Annotated in this window: 21 protein-coding genes; 12 read left to right on the plus strand and 9 right to left on the minus strand. The window is 66.9% G+C overall.

The window, feature by feature from the left end:
* Positions 1-34 precede the first annotated feature (34 nt).
* From CXR42_RS06455 to rpoH, 4 genes are all read right to left on the minus strand, one after another.
* The gene (locus tag CXR42_RS06455; protein WP_103257065.1) at positions 35-652 is read right to left on the minus strand and encodes a class I SAM-dependent methyltransferase; all 618 of its coding nucleotides are present in this window, start codon (positions 650-652) and stop codon (positions 35-37) included.
* A gap of 78 nt (positions 653-730) precedes the next feature.
* Complete coding sequence (pssA, locus tag CXR42_RS06460; protein ID WP_103256611.1) at positions 731-1477, minus strand: CDP-diacylglycerol--serine O-phosphatidyltransferase; 747 nt, start codon at positions 1475-1477, stop codon at positions 731-733.
* Between the two features lie 3 nt (positions 1478-1480).
* Positions 1481-2173 (minus strand): phosphatidylserine decarboxylase, encoded by a 693-nt coding sequence (locus CXR42_RS06465; RefSeq protein WP_103256612.1) that lies wholly within the window; start codon positions 2171-2173, stop codon positions 1481-1483.
* A 124-nt stretch (positions 2174-2297) separates the two neighbouring features.
* Entirely contained in the window at positions 2298-3194 is an 897-nt protein-coding gene (rpoH, locus tag CXR42_RS06470) for an RNA polymerase sigma factor RpoH (RefSeq protein WP_103256613.1), read from the minus strand.
* A 262-nt stretch (positions 3195-3456) separates the two neighbouring features.
* Here rpoH and CXR42_RS06475 point away from each other — a divergent pair, with 262 nt between their 5' ends.
* Positions 3457-4002, plus strand: a complete 546-nt coding sequence (locus CXR42_RS06475) for a DUF4189 domain-containing protein (RefSeq protein WP_180995977.1) — start codon at positions 3457-3459, stop codon at positions 4000-4002.
* Between the two features lie 167 nt (positions 4003-4169).
* On the opposite strand, the gene CXR42_RS06480 is transcribed toward CXR42_RS06475, so the two are convergent.
* Both CXR42_RS06480 and CXR42_RS06485 read right to left on the minus strand, forming a co-directional pair.
* Positions 4170-4427, minus strand: coding sequence for a YjhX family toxin (locus CXR42_RS06480; protein ID WP_103257066.1), 258 nt, complete (start codon positions 4425-4427; stop codon positions 4170-4172).
* 290 nt (positions 4428-4717) lie between these two features.
* On the minus strand, positions 4718-5809 hold the full coding sequence (locus CXR42_RS06485) for an RluA family pseudouridine synthase (RefSeq protein WP_103257067.1): 1092 nt from the start codon (positions 5807-5809) through the stop codon (positions 4718-4720).
* On the opposite strand from CXR42_RS06485, the gene CXR42_RS06490 reads away from it, so the two are divergent.
* The 10 genes from CXR42_RS06490 (at position 5808) to CXR42_RS06535 (ending at position 15606) form a co-directional block, all read left to right on the plus strand.
* Positions 5808-6140 carry a DUF6476 family protein gene (locus CXR42_RS06490; RefSeq protein WP_245875350.1) on the plus strand — a complete coding sequence of 111 codons (333 nt, stop codon included), beginning with the start codon at positions 5808-5810 and terminating at the stop codon, positions 6138-6140. The genes CXR42_RS06485 and CXR42_RS06490 overlap by 2 nt on opposite strands.
* A gap of 112 nt (positions 6141-6252) precedes the next feature.
* A complete protein-coding gene (locus CXR42_RS06495; protein ID WP_245875351.1) occupies positions 6253-7776 on the plus strand; it encodes an amidase in 1524 nt (507 codons plus the stop codon).
* A 77-nt stretch (positions 7777-7853) separates the two neighbouring features.
* Positions 7854-8915, plus strand: coding sequence for an ABC transporter ATP-binding protein (locus CXR42_RS06500; RefSeq protein WP_103257070.1), 1062 nt, complete (start codon positions 7854-7856; stop codon positions 8913-8915).
* Positions 8916-9830 (plus strand): ABC transporter permease, encoded by a 915-nt coding sequence (locus tag CXR42_RS06505; protein ID WP_103256615.1) that lies wholly within the window; start codon positions 8916-8918, stop codon positions 9828-9830.
* Positions 9823-10626 carry an ABC transporter permease gene (locus tag CXR42_RS06510; protein WP_103256616.1) on the plus strand — a complete coding sequence of 268 codons (804 nt, stop codon included), beginning with the start codon at positions 9823-9825 and terminating at the stop codon, positions 10624-10626. Before CXR42_RS06505 ends, CXR42_RS06510 begins: the two co-directional genes overlap by 8 nt.
* 24 nt (positions 10627-10650) lie before the next feature.
* Entirely contained in the window at positions 10651-11679 is a 1029-nt protein-coding gene (locus tag CXR42_RS06515; RefSeq protein WP_103256617.1) for an extracellular solute-binding protein, read from the plus strand.
* Between the two features lie 64 nt (positions 11680-11743).
* On the plus strand, positions 11744-13168 hold the full coding sequence (locus CXR42_RS06520) for an amidase (RefSeq protein WP_103256618.1): 1425 nt from the start codon (positions 11744-11746) through the stop codon (positions 13166-13168).
* Positions 13169-13177: 9 nt separating this feature from the next.
* Complete coding sequence (locus CXR42_RS06525) at positions 13178-14113, plus strand: Gfo/Idh/MocA family protein (RefSeq protein ID WP_103256619.1); 936 nt, start codon at positions 13178-13180, stop codon at positions 14111-14113.
* Positions 14114-14126: 13 nt separating this feature from the next.
* Positions 14127-14822: an acylneuraminate cytidylyltransferase family protein gene (locus CXR42_RS06530; protein ID WP_103256620.1), complete on the plus strand. Its 696-nt coding sequence runs from the start codon at positions 14127-14129 to the stop codon at positions 14820-14822.
* Positions 14815-15606: an SDR family NAD(P)-dependent oxidoreductase gene (locus tag CXR42_RS06535; RefSeq protein ID WP_103256621.1), complete on the plus strand. Its 792-nt coding sequence runs from the start codon at positions 14815-14817 to the stop codon at positions 15604-15606. Before CXR42_RS06530 ends, CXR42_RS06535 begins: the two co-directional genes overlap by 8 nt.
* Here the strand turns inward: CXR42_RS06535 and CXR42_RS06540 are convergent.
* Genes CXR42_RS06540 through neuC form a run of 3 tightly spaced genes read right to left on the minus strand, consistent with a single transcriptional unit; the run spans position 15593 to position 19216 of the window.
* A complete protein-coding gene (locus CXR42_RS06540) occupies positions 15593-16873 on the minus strand; it encodes a 3-deoxy-D-manno-octulosonic acid transferase (RefSeq protein ID WP_103256622.1) in 1281 nt (426 codons plus the stop codon). The two genes, CXR42_RS06535 and CXR42_RS06540, sit on opposite strands and share 14 nt — an antisense overlap.
* Positions 16870-18108 (minus strand): 3-deoxy-D-manno-octulosonic acid transferase, encoded by a 1239-nt coding sequence (locus tag CXR42_RS06545; RefSeq protein WP_245875352.1) that lies wholly within the window; start codon positions 18106-18108, stop codon positions 16870-16872. Before CXR42_RS06545 ends, CXR42_RS06540 begins: the two co-directional genes overlap by 4 nt.
* Positions 18101-19216 (minus strand): UDP-N-acetylglucosamine 2-epimerase, encoded by a 1116-nt coding sequence (gene neuC, locus CXR42_RS06550; protein WP_103256624.1) that lies wholly within the window; start codon positions 19214-19216, stop codon positions 18101-18103. Before neuC ends, CXR42_RS06545 begins: the two co-directional genes overlap by 8 nt.
* 106 nt (positions 19217-19322) lie before the next feature.
* Here neuC and CXR42_RS06555 point away from each other — a divergent pair, with 106 nt between their 5' ends.
* A complete protein-coding gene (locus CXR42_RS06555) occupies positions 19323-20093 on the plus strand; it encodes a hypothetical protein (RefSeq protein ID WP_103256625.1) in 771 nt (256 codons plus the stop codon).
* Positions 20094-20095: the final 2 nt, after the last annotated feature.

A 20095-nucleotide genomic window follows, 5' to 3' on the forward strand; every position in this document is an offset into this window, starting at 1 on the left:
ATCCCTTGGACCAGTTTGGGCAGAACCCGCCGGGTTATTCAAGCCGCCGGAAGCGCAGGAAGGTCATAAGCCCGAAGGGCCGCACCTGTACCTGCTCGACCAGGTGCAGCTTCGGATGCCCCAGCACCCGCGCCATCGGAAAGTCCGAGTGCCAGCCCAGCAGGTTCGCCAGCGGCGCCGCAAGGCGTTCGGCCAGCGACCAGCCGCCGGCATGGCCCGCGAAATGATTGGCGATCAGGACCGACCCGCCCGGCCGGCACAGGCGCGCCATCTCGGCCAGCACCGCCTCGGGGTCGGGGACGACCGACATGATGTGCATGGCCGCCACATGGTCGAAACTGGCATCCGGCAGCGCCACCTGGGTCGCGTCCATCTGATGCAGGCCCGCCACGTTGCGCAGGCCGCGCTTGGCGACCCTGGCCCGCGCCTCGCGCAGCATGTCCTCGGACAGGTCGATCCCGGTGACCTGGACCTGCGGCCCGTAAAAGTCCAGCGCCAGCCCCGTGCCGATCCCCACTTCCAGCACCGAGCCGCCCTGCGCATTCACATGCCGCGCCGCCAGAATCCGGCCACCTTGCGTGATGCGGCCAAAGGCCAAGTCATAGATCGGCGCCCAGCGGCGATAGCTGCGTTGGATGGCTTCTGCTTGCATGCACATGATTCCTTTGGCTTTTCAACCCCAGACTGCGCATTGCGCCGCAGGATGCAAGCCAAAGTGGCCCTGGCCGGTCTAACCGGCGGTTCGCCGCAAGCTGCGCAGGAACAGGCCAAGGATCGCCGCCAGATAGGCCAGCGACAGGGCAAGCAGCGTCACCCAGGGATAGGTCAGCAGCGCCGCGACCACCACGACCAGACCGACCAGCACATAGCGCGCATGGTCCGCCGCAATGGTGATCCGTTTCAGCGAGGGTGTCCGCACCCGGCTGATCATCAGCGCCCCGATGGCCACCATCCACAGCGCCACCAGCGCCGGCGGCAGCGTCACCGCGTGGTCCAGCGCCAGCACCAGATACATCGGCACCAGTGCCAGCATGGCCCCGGCGGGCGAGGGCACGCCGATGAACACGGTCTTTTCCGCCGCCTGCCCCGCCTGGCGCGAGCCGACATTGAACCGCGCCAGGCGCAGCATGCAGCAGACCGCATAGACCAGGACCGCGATCCAGCCCAGGCTGGTTTCCGGCCGCAGCCCCCAAAGATACAGGACCAGCGCCGGCGTCACCCCGAAGTTGACGAAGTCGCACAGCGAGTCGAGTTCCGCGCCGATCGCGCTTTCCGACTTCAGCATGCGCGCCAGCCGCCCGTCCAGGCCATCCAACGCGGCGGCCGTGCCGATCAGCAGGACCGCCATCGGGAAATTGCCCGCAATCGCGAAGCGGATCGCCGTCAGCCCCGCGCACAGCGCCAGGATCGAGACCAGGTTCGGCAGCAGCTTCAACAGCAAAAGCTCGCGCGGGGGGTCGGTCTCGCGGCGCGCCATCGGCTATTCGATCCGCGCCGCCCGTGCCGGGGCGTCCTGACCGATCAACGCGATCACGCTTTCGCCCGCGACCATCGTCTGGCCCAGCGCGACCTGCGGCTGCACGCCCTCGGGCAGGTAGACATCCAGCCGGCTGCCAAAGCGGATCAGGCCAAAGCGTTCGCCCGTGCGCAGGGTGTCACCGGGCTTCTTCCAGCACATGATCCGCCGCGCGACCAGTCCCGCGATCTGCACCACCGCAATCTTGCGACCATCCGCCATCTCGATCGCCAGCGCATTGCGCTCGTTCTCCTCAGAGGCCTTGTCCAAGGAGGCGTTGAAGAACTTCCCCGGCCGGTAGGCCACCGCCGTCACCCGTCCCGCGATGGGGGCGCGGTTCACGTGGCAGTTGAAGACCGACATGAAGACGCTGACGCGCACCAGCGGCGCGGGCCCCAGCCCCAGCTCGGCCGGCGGCACCGCGCGTTCGATCAGGCTGACCACCCCATCCGCCGGACTGACCAGAAGCCCCGCATTCTCGGGCACCGCCCGGCGCGGGTCGCGGAAGAAATAGTAGCACCAGACCGTCAGCCCGACACCCAGCCAGCCCAGCGGGTCCCAGATCCAGAACAGGACCAGGCTGACCGCCGCAAAGACGGGAACGAACTTCCACCCCTCGGGGTGCATCGGCTTGAGGAAGGTGTCGATCATGCGCATGGGCGCTTCCCTATCCCCGGCAGCCCCCCGGATCAACGAAAACCCGTCGCGCTGCCGGAGTTTTAGCTTCGGACCGGAGCCGGTTCGGGCCCCGATCCGATTTTCGCAGAAAATCGGTTGCCGGTCAGGCCGGGATCGCCATGCCCTTGGTCTTGGCCAGTTCCCGCATCTTCGCCTGCAGCTTCTCGAAGGCGCGCACCTCGATCTGGCGGATCCGCTCGCGGCTGACGCCATAGCTTTCCGACAGTTCCTCCAGCGTGACCGGGTCCTCCGACAGCCGACGCTGCATCAGCACGTCCTTCTCGCGGTCGTTCAGCACGGACATCGCCTGCACCAGCAGTGCGCGGCGGGCGTCCAGCTCGTCCTTTTCCTCATAGGCTTCGGCCTGGTCGGAATCCTCGTCCTCCAGCCAGTCCTGCCACTGGGTCACGCTGTCCCCGTCCGAGCCGACCGTCGCGTTCAGCGATGCGTCCGAGCCCGACAACCGGCGGTTCATCGCGATGACCTCGTCCTCGGTCACCGACAGGTCCTTGGCGATCTGGGCCACGTTCTCGGGTCGCAAGTCGCCCTCTTCCAGGGCGCCGACCTTGGCCTTGGCCTTGCGCAGGTTGAAGAACAGTTTCTTCTGCGCCGACGTCGTGCCCAGCTTCACCAGGCTCCACGACCGCAGGATGTATTCCTGGATCGAGGCGCGAATCCACCACATCGCATAGGTCGCCAGCCGGAACCCCTTTTCCGGGTCGAACCGCTTGACCGCCTGCATCAGGCCGACGTTGGCCTCGCTGATCACCTCGGCCTGCGGCAAGCCATAGCCGCGATAGCCCATGGCGATCTTGGCGGCCAGACGCAGGTGGCTGGTGACCATCTTGTGCGCGGCCTGCGCGTCCTGGTGGTCCACCCAGCGCTTGGCCAGCATGTATTCTTCTTCCGGTTCCAGCAGCGGAAACTTGCGGATTTCCTGCAGATACCGGTTCAGGCCCTGTTCCGGGCTTGGTGCGGGTAGGTTGGTGTAGGTGCTCATTGTGCCCCCTCATGTGTCCCGGTGCGTCAGCGCCCCCGGGGAAGGTGATAACCTAAAGTAACTCACCCAGCCCCGCAAGTCTTATTTCCCAACGCCTGCCGCACAGGTGAGGATCCCCCACACGCGCGCAAAGCATTGTGACAGCAGGGTCACGCGAATGTCAGTCCGGCACCGCACCGGACGGACAGGGATCAGGAAATCCCCACCAGACAGGACAGGTCCCCTGCGCTACCCCGGCCGCCACGCTGCCAAAGGACCACCCATGCCCACCATGCTTGCCACCCTCCTGCGTTCACTTGCCCTGGGCCTTGCCCTTGCCCTGCCCAGCCTGCTGGCTACGCCCGCCCTGGCGCTCTTTCCCTGCAACGGCCCTGGGCCGGGCCAGTACCTGGTCGGCATGGACAACAGCACCACGCCCCCGACGCCGCTGTGCGAGGTCGATCCGAACTATGTCGATCCCGGCCCCAGCGGCTATTGGGTCGAACGCTTCGGCGCAATTGCCTGGGGCACAGATGCGTCTGGCCGCCCGACCTATGCCTGGTACGTCAACGCCTCGTCCTTCGCCGAGGCCGAGAACGGCGCGATGAACGCCTGCCTGTCCAGCGGCTTTTCCAACTGCCACCTTGGCCCCTCGGTCGCCAATGGCAGCCTGGCCCTGGTGGTGGGCAAGGACGGCACGATCTACGCCGATATCGGCGGCGACAACGGCCAGGCCCGGCGCAAGGCGATGCGGCTGTGCAAGAAGACCTCCAAGGGCTGCAAGCTGGAAGAGGTGCTGGAAAGCCCCGCCGCCTGGGTCAGCTACTGACGGTGCCGACCCGGCTGCGGGCCGGGTCAACCGTCTTGCCGGATGCGGCGAACGCATCCGGCAGGACGCACAATCCAGCCTCTGCCGGCCCTGGCAACGCCGCTCCGTGATCCTGCCGCCATGCTTGCTGCAACACCGTCAGGCCCAGATGCAGCGGCGCAGGCGGGTCACCCCTGGTTGTCCAGTTGCGCCCGCACCGAAAGCCGGCCCAACCGCGAGATGCGATAGGGCCCTCCACCTTCCGAGGCGATCAGCCGCTTGCGCCGCAGCCGTTGAAAGACCGGCAGCGTGCAGTCAGCCAGGATAAACCCGTCTCGGGTGATGCACTGGACCTCGGCGATCCTGCGGCCCGTGCGGAAATGGTCAATGCGGCCCCCAAGGGCCAGAACGTGCAGCACGCGCTGCTCGTGTCGTGAGATGTTCATCAGGATTGTCCGAAGTCGGAAAGCCATGCCAGACCGGACGAAGGCCTGGCGCGCTTCGTCGGTCGGTTCGGTCATCCGTGCCCTTGCGGGCGGATGACATCAGTTGGCTGCCACAGTCTCCGGCATATACGCACCTCGGGGGCCACATTGGCCCTTGCAAGCGTCAGCATAGGCCCTTGCAGCCGCCCCTGCAAGCCCGGGGCCAGGGGTTAAGATTTCCCTAACGCCCGCGAGCAAGTGTTTGATAATGTTGCAGCATCGCAATTTGTCCACCGTGGACACCCACAGGTTCAGACCCCCCGCAACGCCTCGATCAAGCCCGCCATATCGGCCGGCAGGGGGGCGGCGAACTCCAGCCTTTCCCCCGTCACGGGATGATCGAACCCCAGCGTCGCCGCATGCAGCGCCTGCCGCGGGAACAGGTTCGCCACCTCCGCCCCCGCGACCTTGCCCGCCACCTTCCGCCGGCCTCCATAGGTCTGGTCCCCGACAAGCCCATGCCCGGCATAGGCCAGGTGGACCCGGATCTGATGCGTCCGCCCGGTCTCCAGCCAGCACTCGACCAGCGCGGCCTGGTCGGCGAAGGCCTCGACCACGCGGACCCGGGTGACGGCATGGCGGCCCTCCTCCCAGACCACGGCCTGCCGCTGCCGGTCGGTCCGGTGGCGGGCCAGGTTGGTCGCGATCCGGATCACCCCCGCCGCCTCCATCGTCACCCCCCGCAACCCCCGCAGCCGCGGATCGCTGGCCTGGGGCACCCCCAGGACGACCGCAAGGTAGCGGCGGGTGACCGAATGGTCCTCGAACTGCCGCGCCAGCCCATGATGCGCCCGGTCGGTCTTGGCCACGACCAGCAGGCCCGAGGTATCCTTGTCGATCCGGTGCACGATCCCCGGCCGCCGCGCCCCGCCGATCCCCGACAGCGTGTCGCCGCAGTGATGGAGAAGCGCGTTCACCAGCGTCCCCGAGGGTGTGCCCGGCGCGGGGTGGACGACCATGCCCACCGGCTTGTCGATGACGATGAGGTCGGCATCCTCCCACACCACGCTCAGCGGGATAGCTTCCGGCAGGGTCTCGATCCCGACGGCAGGGTCCAGCCGCAGGAGGTAGACCTCGCCCTCGGCGACCCTGGCCTTCTGATCGGTCACCGCCACCCCTGCGCGGCTGACGGCACCCTCCGCGATCATCCGGGCCAGCCGCGACCGTGAAAGCGCGGCTTCCTCTGGCACGGCGGCGGCAAGCGCCTTATCAAGGCGAGTGGGGGCATCCGGGCCGATGGTGACGGCCAGGACCCCTGCGCCGCCATCGCCCGCGCCGTCATCGCCCGCGTCTTCATCGCCCGAGTCGTCATCGCCCGCGTCTTCATCGAAAGTCTCGTCCATGTCCGATCCTGCCATGCCCGACGCCCCCGATCCTGCCCTGCCGCCCAGCCTGCGGCTTCTGAAATGGCTGGTGATCGTCCTGATGCTGACGATGATCGGCGGTGTCATAACCGTGGTGGCCCTGCTTGTCACCCGGATGCCGCAGGCCCTTGGTGTGCCCGCGCTGCCCGAGGGGTTCGTCCTGCCCGAAGGCACCGAGGCGCAGGCGGTCACCTTTGGCGAGGGGTGGACCGCCGTGGTGACCCGCGATGATCGCATCCTGATCTTCGATCGCGAGGGCCGGCTGGCGCAGGAGGTCGCGCTGTCCCCCGGGGTGGCGGGCGGCAACTGAGCGGAGCGCGTTCCGCGCAAGCCTTTTGTCTCGTCGGCGGGCTTGCGCCCTTCTCCTCGGCTGATGGGGGTTTCACCCCCAAACCCCCAGGATATTTGCAGAAGGGAAAGACGTGGCGGAAAGCGACCGTGGAGCGGCGGGGATGGGCATGACCCCGCAGGCCACGGGGGGCAGGCTTTGCGAAAAGAAGGAGAAGGCGATGATCGGCGATCTGGGTGCGGCGGATGCGACAGAACTTGCGGGGCTGGTGGCGAAGGGCGAGGTAAGCCCTTCGGAACTGCTGGATGCGGCGCTGGCGGCGGTCGAGGCGCGCAATCCCGCGATCAACGCGGTGGTGCTGCTGCAGGCGGAGGTCGCCCGACGGTCGATTGCCGAGGGGCTGCCAGCCGGGCCGTTCCGGGGGGTGCCGTTCCTGATCAAGGACCTGGGGGCCGAGGCGAAGGACTTTCCCTCGCACAATGGCAGCCGTCTTTTGGCCAATACGGTCTACGGGCAGGATTCCAGCATCTTCGCGCGGATGAAGGCCACGGGAGTCGTGACCTTCGGGCGCACGACCAGTCCCGAGGGCGGGATCGGTGCGGCGACGGAATCGGCCGTCTATGGCGGGCCGACGCGGAACCCCTGGAACCTGGACCACACCCCGGGCGGATCTTCCGGCGGGGCGGGGGCGGCGGTCGCGGCGGGGATCGTGGCCTTTGCCCATGGCTCGGACGGCGGGGGGTCGGTGCGGATTCCGGCCGCGTCCTGTGGGTTGTTCGGGTTCAAGCCGACGCGGGCGCGGCTGCCGGACGGGCCCTATGCCGGCGAAGGCTGGGCGGGGATGGCGATCGACGGGTTCCTCACGCGCTCGGTGCGGGATACGGCGGTGATGCTGGACGCCTGCGAGGGGGCCGATCTGGGCGCGCCCTACTGGGCACCGCCGCTGGGCCGGGGCCATGCCGCCGCGATCAGCCGTCCGCCGCGGCGGCTGCGGGTGGGCCTTTGCGACACGACCTTCACTGGCGATCCGATTGACCCCGAGGTGGCCGAGGCGGTGCGTGCGGCGGGCAAGCTGCTGGAATCGCTGGGGCATATCGTCGAGCCGGCGCGGCCCAAGGCCGATGTGCCCGGGATGATGCGGGCCTGGACCGATATCGTCGCCGTGGGGACCGCGCTTGGCATCCGCTCGGCCTTGAAGGGCCGCCCCTTGTCCCCCGATCTGGTCGAGGGCGTCGGTCGCGGTGCGGTCGCCCATGCCGAGACCCTGCACCCCACGCGCTATCTGGAGGCGGTGGGCCAGATCCATGCCTTCGGACGCGAGATGGCGGGGTTCTTCGACCAGGGGCCGGATATCCTGTTGTCAGCCACCCTGGCCGAACCCCCCGCCAAGGTTGGGCGGTTCAACCATGAGACCACCGATTATGTCGGCTATCGTACTGGACCGGAGGGCATCTTTGCCTATTCCCCGTTCTGCGCCGTCTTTAACGCCAGCGGGCAACCAGCCGCCAGCCTGCCCCTGGGTTGGTCCCGCACCGGCCTGCCCATCGGCATCCACCTGGCCGCCGCATTCGGCCAGGATGAAACCCTGATCGCCTTGTGCGCAGAGGTTGAGCGCGCCGCCCCCTGGGCCGGGAAAAGAGCGCCCATGGCCGGCTGAGCGGGAAGGAATCGCTTGTGGGGAATAAACTATTCCGCCCAATATGATCAAACTCAGGGGATGAAGTGGGGGTCTTGGTGGCGGAAGAAGTGACCATCTCGGCCCGCAATGTCGTCAAGGCATTCGGGCAAGGCAGCACCAGCGTTCGGGCGCTGGACGATGTCTCGGTCGATATCCGGCGGGGAGAGTTCTTCACGCTGCTTGGCCCCTCGGGCTGCGGCAAGACCACTCTTCTGCGCCTGATCGCGGGGTTCGAGATGCCGACGGATGGCACGATCCTGCTGGACGGGACCGACATCACCACCCTGCCGCCGAACAAGCGACCGGTGAATACGGTGTTTCAAAGCTATGCGCTGTTCCCGCATCTGACCGTGGCGCAGAACATCGCCTTTGGCCTGGAAATGCTGGGCAAACCCGGCGCGGAGGTGAAGGCGCGGACGGCGCAGATGCTGGCCCTGGTCAAGCTTGCGACGATGGCGGGGCGCAAGACCAGCCAGTTGTCGGGCGGCCAGCAGCAGCGGGTCGCGCTGGCCCGGGCGCTTGCACCGCAGCCGAAGGTGTTGCTGCTGGACGAACCCCTTAGCGCGCTGGACCTGAAGCTGCGCAAGGAGATGCAGATCGAATTGAAGCGGCTGCAGCTGGAAACCGGGATCACCTTCGTCTTCGTGACCCATGACCAGGAAGAGGCGCTGACCATGTCCGACCGCATCGCGGTGATGAGCGCAGGGCGCATCCAGCAGGTCGGCACCGCGAAGGACATCTACATCCAACCGAAGAACCGCTTCGTTGCCAGCTTCATCGGCGAGACGAACTTCCTGACCGGCACGGCCGAGGATGGCGCCCTGCGGCTTGCCACGGGCGAGCGGATCGAGGTGCCGGGACTGTCCCCCGGCGGGCCGGCCACGGTGATCGTGCGGCCCGAACAGTTGCGGCTGGGCGCGGCGGATCAGGGGCTGGCGGCGGTGGTGAAATCGCTGGTCTATTTCGGCACCGACACGCATTGCCACCTGGCGCTGGCGGACGGGACCGAACTGGTCGCGCGGCTGCAGAACCCCGTCTCGGGCGAGGCGGGGCTGGCCGAGGGGCAAGCGGTGGGTGTGACCTTCGCCAAGGGCGCCGTGCAGCGGGTGGAGGACTGAATGAGCCCCGCCGAGGCAAATGCCGTCAGGACCTCGGCCCGCAACGGCTGGCTTCTGTCGCTGCCGGCGCTGGTGGTGCTGGCCTTTGCGGCCTCGGGGCCGCTGCTGATCGTCGTCTGGTATTCCTTCCTGACGGCGAACGATACCGGCAACGTCATCCACGAATTCTCGACCGACGGGTGGAAGGGCATCCTTTACACCTATGACATCTTCGAGGAACGCTATGCCCTGGCCGATGCGCATCTGACGATCTTCTGGCGCTCGGTCTGGCTGTCGCTGACCACCACGGCGCTGACCTTCGCCATTGGCTTTCCCACGGCCTGGTTCATCGCCACCCGACCGCCCCAGCAACGCGCCATGTGGTTGTTCCTGATCACGATTCCGTTCTGGACCAACCTGCTGATCCGCACCTTCGCGATCAACGAGGTGATCCGCAACGAGGGCATCCTGAACACCCTGCTGATCTGGCTGGGCGTGATCGAGACACCGCTGCAGATCAACTACACGGAAACCGCGGTCCTGATCGGCATGACCTATGTCTATCTGCCGCTGATGGTGCTGCCGCTCTACGCCACGATCGAGCGGTTCGACATGCGGCTGCTGGAGGCGTCCTATGACCTTTACGCCAGCCGCTGGCTGACCCTGCGCCGGGTGATCCTGCCCATCGTCAAGCCCGGCATCATCGCCGGGTCGATCCTGGTCTTTGTCCCCAGCCTTGGGGCCTATGTCACGCCGCGCATCCTGGGCGGTGGCAAGAACATGATGATCGGAAACTTCATCGAGTTGCAGTTCCTGCAGGGCAAGAACTGGCCCTTGGGCGCGGCACTGTCGGTGACCCTGCTGATCATCGTGATGGCCGCCCTTCTGATCTATGTCCGGGTGGCGAACCGCGACCGGAGCCAGGGTCATGGCTAGACGCGGGTTCCAGATCAGCCGCCTGCCCGGCTTTGCCACCATTGCCATCGCGGCCTTCGTGCTGCTGTATCTGCCGATCCTGACGCTGGTGATCTTCTCGTTCAACGCCTCGAACTCGGTCGCGATCTGGGGCGGGTTCTCGCTGCACTGGTATGCCGACGCCTGGGCCAATGACGATGTGAAGGCCGCCACCATGCGGTCGCTGGTGATCGGGGCCTCGGCTGCGGTCCTGTCCACGGCGCTGGCGACGATGGCCGCCCTGGGGACGACGCGACGCCGGGCATTCAAGGGGCAGACCTTCATCTATGTCGTGCTGAACCAGCCCTTGATGGTGCCCGAAGTGGTGACGGCAGTTGCCCTGCTGATCTTCTTCGGCATCCTGAAGGTTGCGACCGGCTATCAGGGGCTGGGCTATCTGATCGCCGCCCATACCGCCTTTTGCATTCCCTTCGCCTATCTGCCGATCCGCGCGCGGCTGGAAAGCATGGACCTGGCGCTGGAAACTGCCGCCGCCGACCTTTACGCCAGCCCCTTTGCCACCTTCCGGCGGGTCACGCTACCGCTGCTGGCGCCTGGGATCATGGCCGGCGCCATGCTGGCCTTCGTCATCAGCCTGGACGACGTTGTAATTACCGAGTTCGTGAAGTCCGGCGGCCAGGATACCCTGCCCACCTACATGCTGGGCCAGCTGCGCCGGTCCTTCACGCCCGAGGTCAACGCGATCTCGACCATGTTGCTGGGGGTGACGGTGGTGATGCTGACCGCCTTCTTCCTGCTGACGCGCAAGAAAGACTGACAACCAAAAACGGGGAGACTACCGATGAAACATCTTCTGTCCGCGACCGCGATGGTCCTGGCCTCGGCAACGCTTGCCGCGGCCGAGGGCGAATTGCAGCTGTACAACTGGGGCAACTACACCAGCCCCGAGCTTCTGGCGAAGTTCGAAGCCGAGACCGGCATCAAGGTGACGGTGACGGACTACGACAGCAACGACGTGGCGCTGGCCAAGGTCGAGGCCGGCGGGTCGGGCTTTGACCTTGTGGTGCCCTCGGCCAGCTATGTGCCGATCTGGGTCGAGAAGGGCCTGGTTCAGGAGCTGGACCTGTCCAAGCTGCCGAACCACAAGAACATCGCGCCGGAATGGATGGACGTGGACTGGGACCAGGGCCGCAAGTTCTCGGTTCCGTGGCAGTGGGGTTCGACCGGCATCGCGGTGAATACAAAGATCTATGGCGGTGACATCAACACCTCGGCCGTCTTCCTGGAGGTTCCGCCCGAGCTTGTCGGCAAGATCAACGTCGTGCCCGAGATGATCGACATCGTCTCGCTGGCCACGATGTATGTCGGCGGCGAGCCGTGCAGCGAAGACCCGGAAGTGATGAAGAAAACGCGCGACGTCCTGCTGGCCGCCAAGCCCAACTGGATCAGCATGGACTATGGCGCCACCGAGCGGCTGTCCAACGGCGACTGGGCGGCCAGCGTGAACTGGAACGGCTCGACCATGCGGGTGCGGCTGAACACCAACGGCGATGTGCAGTATGGCTATCCCAAGGAAGGCTACCCGATCTTCATGGACTCGGTCATGCTGCTGCAGGATGCCCAGAACGTCGAGGAAGCCTACAAGTTCATCGACTTCATCATGCTGCCCGAGAATGCGGCGATGATCTCGGCCTTTGCGCGCTATGCCAACGGGATCGCGGGGTCGGATGCCTTCATGCCGGAAGACATGAAGACCGCGCCCGAAGTGGTGGTCCCGGAAGAGCACAAGGCCGCCGGCAAGTTCCTGCCCACCTGCCGCGGCAAGGGGTTGGAGTACATGACCGCGATCTGGACCGAATTGCAGAAGTAAGGTCCAAGCACCAACCGTCCGGGGGTTTTGCACCCCCGGACCCCCGCAGGATATTTAAGCAAAGATGAAAGACCTGCTGGAGGGAACGGCCACCGAGTTGTCCGCCGCGATCCATGCGCGGAAGATGGCGCCGTCTGAGGTGATGGCGGCCTGGCTGGCGCAAGTGCAGGCGGTGAATGGGGCGGTGAATGCCTTGGTCTCGCTGCGCGATCCCGATGAGCTGATGGCCGAGGCGCGCGCGCTGGATGATGTGCAGCCGCAGGGCTGGCTGCATGGAATTCCTTTTGCCGTCAAGGATCTGGTGGCCACCAAGGGGCTGCGGACGACCTGGGGCTCACCGATCCATGCCGGGCACGTGCCGGCGCAGGACGACCTTGTCGCCGCCCGGCTGCGGGCCAGCGGGGCGGTGATTGCGGCCAAGACCAATGTGCCGGAATGGGGTCAGGGGTCGCACAGTTTCAACCCGATCTTCGGCGTCACGCGGAACCCCTATGACCTTACCCGCAGCGCCGGGGGCTCTTCCGGCGGGGCGGCGGCGGCGCTGGCGGCGCGGATGGCCTGGGTCGCCGACGGGTCCGACATGATGGGTTCCTTGCGCAACCCCGCCGCCTTCTGCAACGTCTATGGCTTTCGCCCGACCTGGGGCCTCGTCCCGCAGGATGCCGAGGGCGACACCTATCTGTCCACGCTCTCGACCGAAGGCCCGATGGCGCGCACGGTCGAGGATCTGGACCGTCTTTTGCAGGTGCTGGCAGGAGAGAACCCCGAGGTGCCCTTTCCCCGCGCCCTGCCCGACCTGGCGCTGGACCGCGACGTGAAGGGCCTTCGCATCGGTTGGCTGGCCGACTGGGGCGGGGCCTATGCGATGGAGCCGGGGATTCTGGCCCTGTGTGAGACGGCGCTGCGGCAGATGGAGAAGATGGGCGCGGTGGTCGAGCCGCTGGCGCCGCCCTTCCCGGCGGAAAAGCTGTGGTCCTCATGGGTCATCCTGCGGGCGATGCTGAACGCGGGGGGCAAGCGGGCGCTGGCGGAGGACCCGGCCAAACGGGCGCTGACCAAGCCCGAGACGCTATGGGAAATCGAACAGGGCATGGGGCTGTCGGCGCAGGCGGTCCATGAGGCAAGCGTGATCCGCAGCCGCTGGCACGCCCATGCCGCGCGGCTGTTCCAGCGTTACGACGCCGTGGTCCTGCCTTCGGCCCAGGTCTGGCCCTTCCCGGCCGACTGGCGCTGGCCGCAAGAGATTGCGGACCGCAAGATGGACACCTACCACCGCTGGATGGAGGTGGTAATCCCCGCCAGCCTGATCGGCCTGCCGGCGCTGTCGGTTCCCGTGGGCTTCTCGGACCAGGGCCTGCCAATGGGGATGCAGATCATCGGCCGCTCGGGCGACGACAGGGGCGTCCTTGCCCTGGGTCAGGCCTGGCATCGCGCGACGGAATGGCCGCAGAAGCGCCCGCCTCTGGTGGCAGGCGCGGTTTCGCGCTAGGTCTTGCGGATGCGAGTTCTGGTCATCGGCTCGGGGTCCATCGGGCGCCGGCATCACGACAATCTTCAGGCGCTTGGCGCCTCGTCCCGGCTGGTGTCCTGGCGCGAGGCGGGCCTTGGCGGTGCCTTGGCCGCGATGACGGATGCGCGGGCGGTGGTGCTGGCCACGGCAACCGACATCCGCCTACCGCTGATCGAGGCCGCCGCCGCGCGGAACCTGCCGCTTTATATCGAAAAGCCGCTCGCCTTCCGGCCCGAGGAGGTGGAGGCGATTGCTGCGGTCGCCGCACCGGTCGCAGATCGGTCGATGCTGGGCTACATGATGCGCTATCATCCGGCCGTGCGGGCGCTGGCCGGGATCGACCTGACGGATGTGTTCCAGTTTGCGCTGTCCATCGGCCATGACGTGACCCAGTGGCGGCAGAACTGGCGGTTTTCGGACAGCTATGCCGCCAAGGCCGAGGGGGGCGGCGTGCTGCTGGACCTCTGTCACGAGCTGGACCTTGCCGCCTGCCTGTTCCCGGGGTTGCAGGTTGCGCGGGTTGAAAGCCTGGGGCACCCGGCCTTTCCGGGCGTGGACTTCGCCAGCCGGATTTCTCTGCATCGCAAAGGGCTTGTGGGCGATGTGTCGATGGACTACCTGACGCCGCTCCTCCATCGCCGCACCACCCTGCGCGGGACGGAACGGATGCATGACTTCGACCTTGCCGCCCAGGTCTACCGGGTGACCGAACCCGACGGCCCGCGTGGACTGGACCTGCCGCTTGAGCGCAATGCGATGTTCCTCGACGCGATGCGCGACTTTCTGGCGCTGGCGTTCGGCGGCCCAACCTTGGGCAACCCGCTGATGCCGCGGCTGGACCTCTGCCTGCCATCGGCCCGGCTGGTGGCGCAGGCCTGGGCGATGCGCACATTCGTCGGCGAGATCACGAAGGAGATCCCATGATGAGGTCCTTGCCATGATTCTGGGCCATATCGGCGCGCGCAAAGGGTCCAAGGGTGTGCCGCGCAAGAACTTCCGGGAAATCCACGGCAAGCCGCTGATCGACTGGTCGCTGGACCAGCTTTTGGAGCATCCCCTGGTGGATGCCGTCGTCGTCAGCACCGATGACGAGGAAATCTATGACCACGCCATCGCCAAGGGCTGCCTGAAGATCGGCCTTAGGCCCGCGCATCTAGCCACCGATACGGCCGGCAAATGGGGCGTCTGGCAGCACGCACTAGAGGCGTCCGAGGCGCTGGTCGGCCCGGTTGATGCGTTCCTGGACCTCGACTGCACATCGCCCCTGCGGCTGCCCTCGGACATTACAGCCGCACTGGAGCTTTACAAAATCGAACATCCAGATCTGGTAATGAGCTGCTGCGAGGCGCGAAAGAATCCATATTTCAACCTGGTGGAGCCTGACGCCACTGGCGCGCTGCATGTCTCGAAACCCCTGCCCGGAGGGGTGGTCGCCCGGCAACAGGCCCCCACGGTCTATGAACACGCGGCCTCGACCTATGTCGTCTCGCCCGCCTATCTGAAACGGTCGAAGGGGCTGTGGGAGGGGCGGGTGATCCCCTACCTCATGCCGCCCGAGAGGTGCGTCGATATCGACACGCCCTTCGACTTCCGTCTTGTCGAATTTCTGATGCAGGAGGCCAGCAATGGTTGACCAACTCAAGGGCCGCACGGTCTTTATCACCGGCTCGGGTGGGGTGCTGGGGTCCACCTATGTCCGCCGGATGCTGGCCGAAGGCGCGCGGGTGATCGCGTCGGACCTGCCGGGCCACCGGGCCGAGGCTCTGAAGGCATCACACGGCGGAGGCGAGAACTTCCGCTTCTACGATCTGGACGTCGGCGACGAAGATCAGGTGACCGGCATCTTCGCCCGGATCCTGGCCGATGGCTGGCAGCCGAATGTGGTCCTGAACAACGCCGCCATCACCGGCGAGCTCTTGATGGGCGCGGGCAAGCCCTTTCCGTCCTTCGCTGACACCAGCGTCTCGGACTGGGAGCGGACGCTGCGCACCAACCTGACCGGGGCCTTCATGATCGCGCGGCAGATGGACCGCGACATCGTCGGGAACTGGCCCTGCACGCTGATCAACGTGGCCAGCATGTATGCCCTGAACGGGCCGCATCACCAGATCTACGAAGGGATGCCGTTCAAAAGTTTCTCGGCCTATTCAACGACAAAGGCGGGGATACACGGGCTGACCCTGTGGCTGGCCGGCTATTGGGCCAAGCGGCAGGCGACGGTCAACACCATCGCACCGGGGGCGGTGTTCAACGGCCATACCGAAGAATTCCAGCGCCGCGTGGGTGAGTTGATCATGGCCGGCCGCATGGCCCAGCCCGACGAAATCGCCGATGCCATGCTGTTTTTGTGCAGCGCGCAGGCGGGCTATATGACCGGCCAACTGGTGAACGTCGACGGCGGGTTCAGCGGCTGGTAAGCGCGCGGTCCAGCGCGGCTAGGGTCTTTTCCGTCGCCCCGGAATGGGCGGCAAAGAAGGTCTGGATCGCGCTGTCGCCCGGTCCCTGCCAGTCGGTCAGCGCGGCGGTCAGGGCCGCAGCGGTCTCGACCCGCAGGCAGACGCCGGCGGCGATGGCCTCGACCGCCGGGTATTCGATGGTGTGGATCTCGGGACCGACGATCACCGGGCGCTTCAGGGCCAGGGGTTCGATGATGTTGTGTGCGCCGTGCGGAGTGAAACCGCCGCCCGTGACAACGCGGTCTGACAGGGCGATGTAGAAGTACATCTCGCCCAGACTGTCGCCGAGGAGGAGGTCGGTCTCGGCCGGCGGCGCTGGAAGCGTCAGGGCCGCATCCAGCGCCTGACTGCGGCGCAGGAACCGCAGTCCCCGCGCCGCCAGCAATCCGGCCACCTCGTCAAAGCGTTCCGGTTTGCGCGGCACATAGACGACGAAAGGGCGCGAGGGGTGGGCCAGCGCGGCCACGATGGCATCGAGGTAAAGCTCGTCCTCCCCCTCCACCGCCGAGGCGAAGGTGATGACCGGGCGGTCACCGGCCAATTCCGGGCGGATCGCGGCGGCGGCCACCAGATGCGGGGGGATCGGCTGGTCAAAGCGCAATTCACCGGTCACATGGATGTTCTGCACGCCGACCGACGCAAAACGCCGGGCTTGCAGGTCAGACTTGACGAAGGCCCCGGCATAGCCCTGCATCAACTTGTGACGCAGCTTTAACTTTCGGTCCCGATCCATTGATTTCGTGGGATATTGTGCGTTGCACATGAACAGGGGGACGCCCGCATTGCGGGCCGCAAAGATCATCCTCGGCCAGATCTCGATTTCCATCACCAGACCCGCGCGCGGCCGGAAGGCGCGGAAGAAACCGGCATAGGCCCAGGCGGTCTCGAACGGCACCCAGACGGCCGCCAGCTTGCCCGCAGCGATCTCGGGGCCAAACACCCGTTCGGCCTCGCGTCGGCCGGCGGGGGTAAAATGCGTGGTCACGACCCGCTCGCCCCGGTCCAGCAGCGCGCGGATCAGCGGCACGGCCGACCGCATCTCGCCCAGGCTGACGGCATGAACCCAGATCGCCCCCGGCAGATGCTGGCGATAGCGCCCGAAACGTTCCGCCACATGCTGGCTATAGGCCGGGTCCTTCCGCCCCCGCCGCCAGAGGTAGACCAGCACGAAGGGCAGCCCCAGGTGCCACAGAAGCGACCAAAGGCGAAGGAACCACCAAAGCCTCATGCCAGCCCCGCCAGTGCCAGCAGGTCGCGGGTCATGGGGGTAAGCCCGTCCTGCGCGACATCGGACAGCGCCTTGGCACGGGCGGCCATCTCGGCATGGTCGGCGGCCAAAGCGGACAATAGCCCCTCGGGCTGGACCGGCAGCGCCGCGCCGGCCTGATGCAGGGCGGCGAAGTCAGCGGCGAAATTCGCCACCCGCGGCCCATGCAGGATGGCCGAGCCCAGGGCGGCAGGCTCCCACGGGTTGTGGCCTTCGGTCGGGCCGAAACTGCCGCCGATCAGCGTGGTGGGACACAGGCGATACCACAGCGCCATCTCGCCGAATGTGTCGGCAATCCAGACGTCGCCGGACGGCCCCTGCCCCGCGCTGCGGCGGGTCGCGGTCAGTCCGTGTTCGGCCGCGCGGGCGGCAATATCGGCGCCCCGGTGTGGGTCGCGTGGGGCGATGATGGTCAGGGGACGCGGACCGTGACGCAGCGCGGAGAAAAGGGCAAACTCATCCTCGGGATGCGAGGAGGCCAGCAGGACCGGGCGCCGGCCCGCCAGCGCCTCACGCGCGGCGGCAAGGGCATGGGGGTCGGCCGACAGGGGCGGTGCCGCGGCCTTGAGTGAGCCGGCGACCCGCACGTCCCGCGCGCCAAGCTGGGTCAGGTGGCTGGCGGTCTGGGGGTCCTGGGCGGCGATCAGGCGGAAGCGGGCAAGAAGATCGGCGTAAAGGCTGCGCCAGTGGCGGCGGCGGGCATAGGCGTCGGCATTCATCCGGGCATTGATCAGGGCCAAGGGGATGCCACGCGCATCGGTCGCCGCAACCGCGCCGGGCCACAGGTCCTGCTCGGCCCAGACCGAAAGCGCCGGCCGCCAATGGTCCAGGAAGCGCGCCAGATAGGCCGGGGCGTCAAGCGGCAGGAACTGGTGAACTGTGCGGGGCGGCAGGTTCCGGGCCAGCACCTCGGCCGAGGCGCGGGTGGTGGAGGTGACCAGAAACTGCGCTTCGGACTGCGTGGCCAGTTCCGCGATCAGCCCGCGCAGCGCCAGCGTCTCGCCCAGGCCGACGGCGTGCAGCCAGATCAGCGGGCCGTCGGGCCGGGGGGCGGAAGGCTGGCCAAGCTTCTCCTGCCAGCGGTCGGGCAGTTCCTTCCCCTTCGCCAGCCGCTTGCGCAGAAGGCGCGGTGCGGCCAAGGGGATGGCGCGTGAGGCCACAAGATAGGCGCCCAGAGCCAGGCCGGGCCTAGTCACGGAAGGCCTTTTGCAGGCCAAGCGACCAGAACTCCGGCCGGTCCAGCGTCTCGACAAAACGTTGCGCGGCGGTGCCCTGGCCAAACCCTTCATGCGGGATCGCCTGGCGGCCCCAGTGCCGGCGCAGGAAATCCAGGATGATGGCGCGGTCCGCAGCCTCGCAAGCCGTGACCGAAGGCGCGTCCGAGCGGTTGGACTGCCGCGTGCCGATATCCAGCGAGGGCAGTCCCAGGAACGGCGCCTCACGCACGCCGGCGCTGGAGTTGCCGACCATGCAGGCGGCGTTCTTCATCAACTCGCTGAAATGCGAAAAGCGCATCGAGGGCAAAAGGCGGAAGCGGTCTTTCGGCAGCTTTTCAAGGACGTCGAAGATGGCTTGCGATCCGGGGTCGTTGTTCGGCGCGATGGTGACGAAGTTGCGCCCGCTGTCCGCCAGCGCCCCGAACAGGTCGGCAGCCTGACGGCCGATCGTGTCCTGTTCCGAGGTGACGGGATGGAAGGTGGCGATGCCGAAATCGGCAAACGGAATCTCGTACCGCTGGCGGACCTCCTCCAGCGTGACGCCCGAGGGGCGCGCGTGAAAGTCCAACTCGGGCGAGCCGATGACGTGGATCGTCTCCTCCGGCTCTCCCAACGCGCGGACGCGGCGTGCGGCAGAGTCGGCGGAAACAAAATGGTGGGTACACAGTTTGGTGTTACAGTGGCGAAAGACCTCGTCGATCGTGCCCGAGACTTCGCCGCCCTCGACATGGGCCGAGCGCAGATAGTTGGTGGCAGCCACCAGCGCGCCGGCCAGGGCCTCGATCCGGTCGCCGTGCAGGATGACCAGATCGGGGCGGGCGGCGGTGGCGAAAGCGGAAAAGCCGGTGACCGTGCGGGCCAGGACCAGGTCCTGCGGGTCGCCCTCGGCCTGGTTGACGAATTCCTCGACCGCCACGCCCGGCATGCGGCGCACCTCGTTCCGGGTCAGACCGTAACGCTCCAGCATATGCATGCCGGTCACGAAAAAGGTGACCCGGTGCCCCGCATCCCGCGCGGCGGCCGCAAGCGGTTCAAGCTTGCCGAAATCGGCGCGGGTGCCGGTGAGGAAAAGCAGGTGGCGGGTCATGGTGCGACTTCGGTTGCCGGGCGGCCGGTCATGGGTATGGACAGGAAGCGGGAGATTGTCTAGCAGTCCAACATATTCGAATTCTTGCTGACATTTGGGGGACGCGATGCCCGACAGAGTCGTGATCTGCATGAAATGGGGCCGCTTGTTCGACTGTTCCTATGCCAATGTCCTTTACCGGGCGGTCAAGGCGCACCTGGTGCCGGGATTCTTGTTCCTGTGCCTGACGGATCAGCCGGAAGGGCTGGACGCAGGCATCCGCACCGCGCCGATCCCCGACATCGGCCTGACAGAAGCACAAATCCGCGCGCCGGGGGTCTGGCGCAAGCTGGCTCTGTTCCATCCCGACGTGGCGGCGCTGGCCCCCGGTGCGCGGGCGCTGTTCATCGACCTCGACATGATGATCCTTGGCCCGCTGGACCCGTTCTTTGCCCGGCCCGGCGGCATGGTCCTGCTGGACACCGGCCACGACTGGCGCGAGAGCGAGGCGGTGCAGCCCTCCACCGGCGTCTTTGCCTATACCCTGGGCGAACAGCAGCAGATCCTGACCGCCTTTCAGGCCGATATCCCAGGTGCCATGGCGCGCTTTCGCAACGAGCAGGACTTCGTCGCCGCCCATGCCACGGACCTGTCGCTGTGGCCTTCGGGCGCGGTGATCAGCTTCAAGCGCCATCTGGTGCACCGCTATGGCCGCGACCTGTTCGTGCCTCCGCGCGCCCCGGTGCCCGGCCCGGCCATCCTGGCCTACCACGGCGATCCAAGACCCGCCGACTTGTTGCGCCCGGGGGTCTGGGGCCGCTTTCCGCATCTGGGCCGGGGTCCTGTGGCCTGGGTCCAGGATTACTGGGTGCAGTATGGCGGGACCGCTCCAGCCTGAGG

The sequence above is a fragment of the Tabrizicola aquatica genome, from assembly GCF_002900975.1.
In the GTDB taxonomy this organism is placed as follows: domain Bacteria; phylum Pseudomonadota; class Alphaproteobacteria; order Rhodobacterales; family Rhodobacteraceae; genus Tabrizicola; species Tabrizicola aquatica.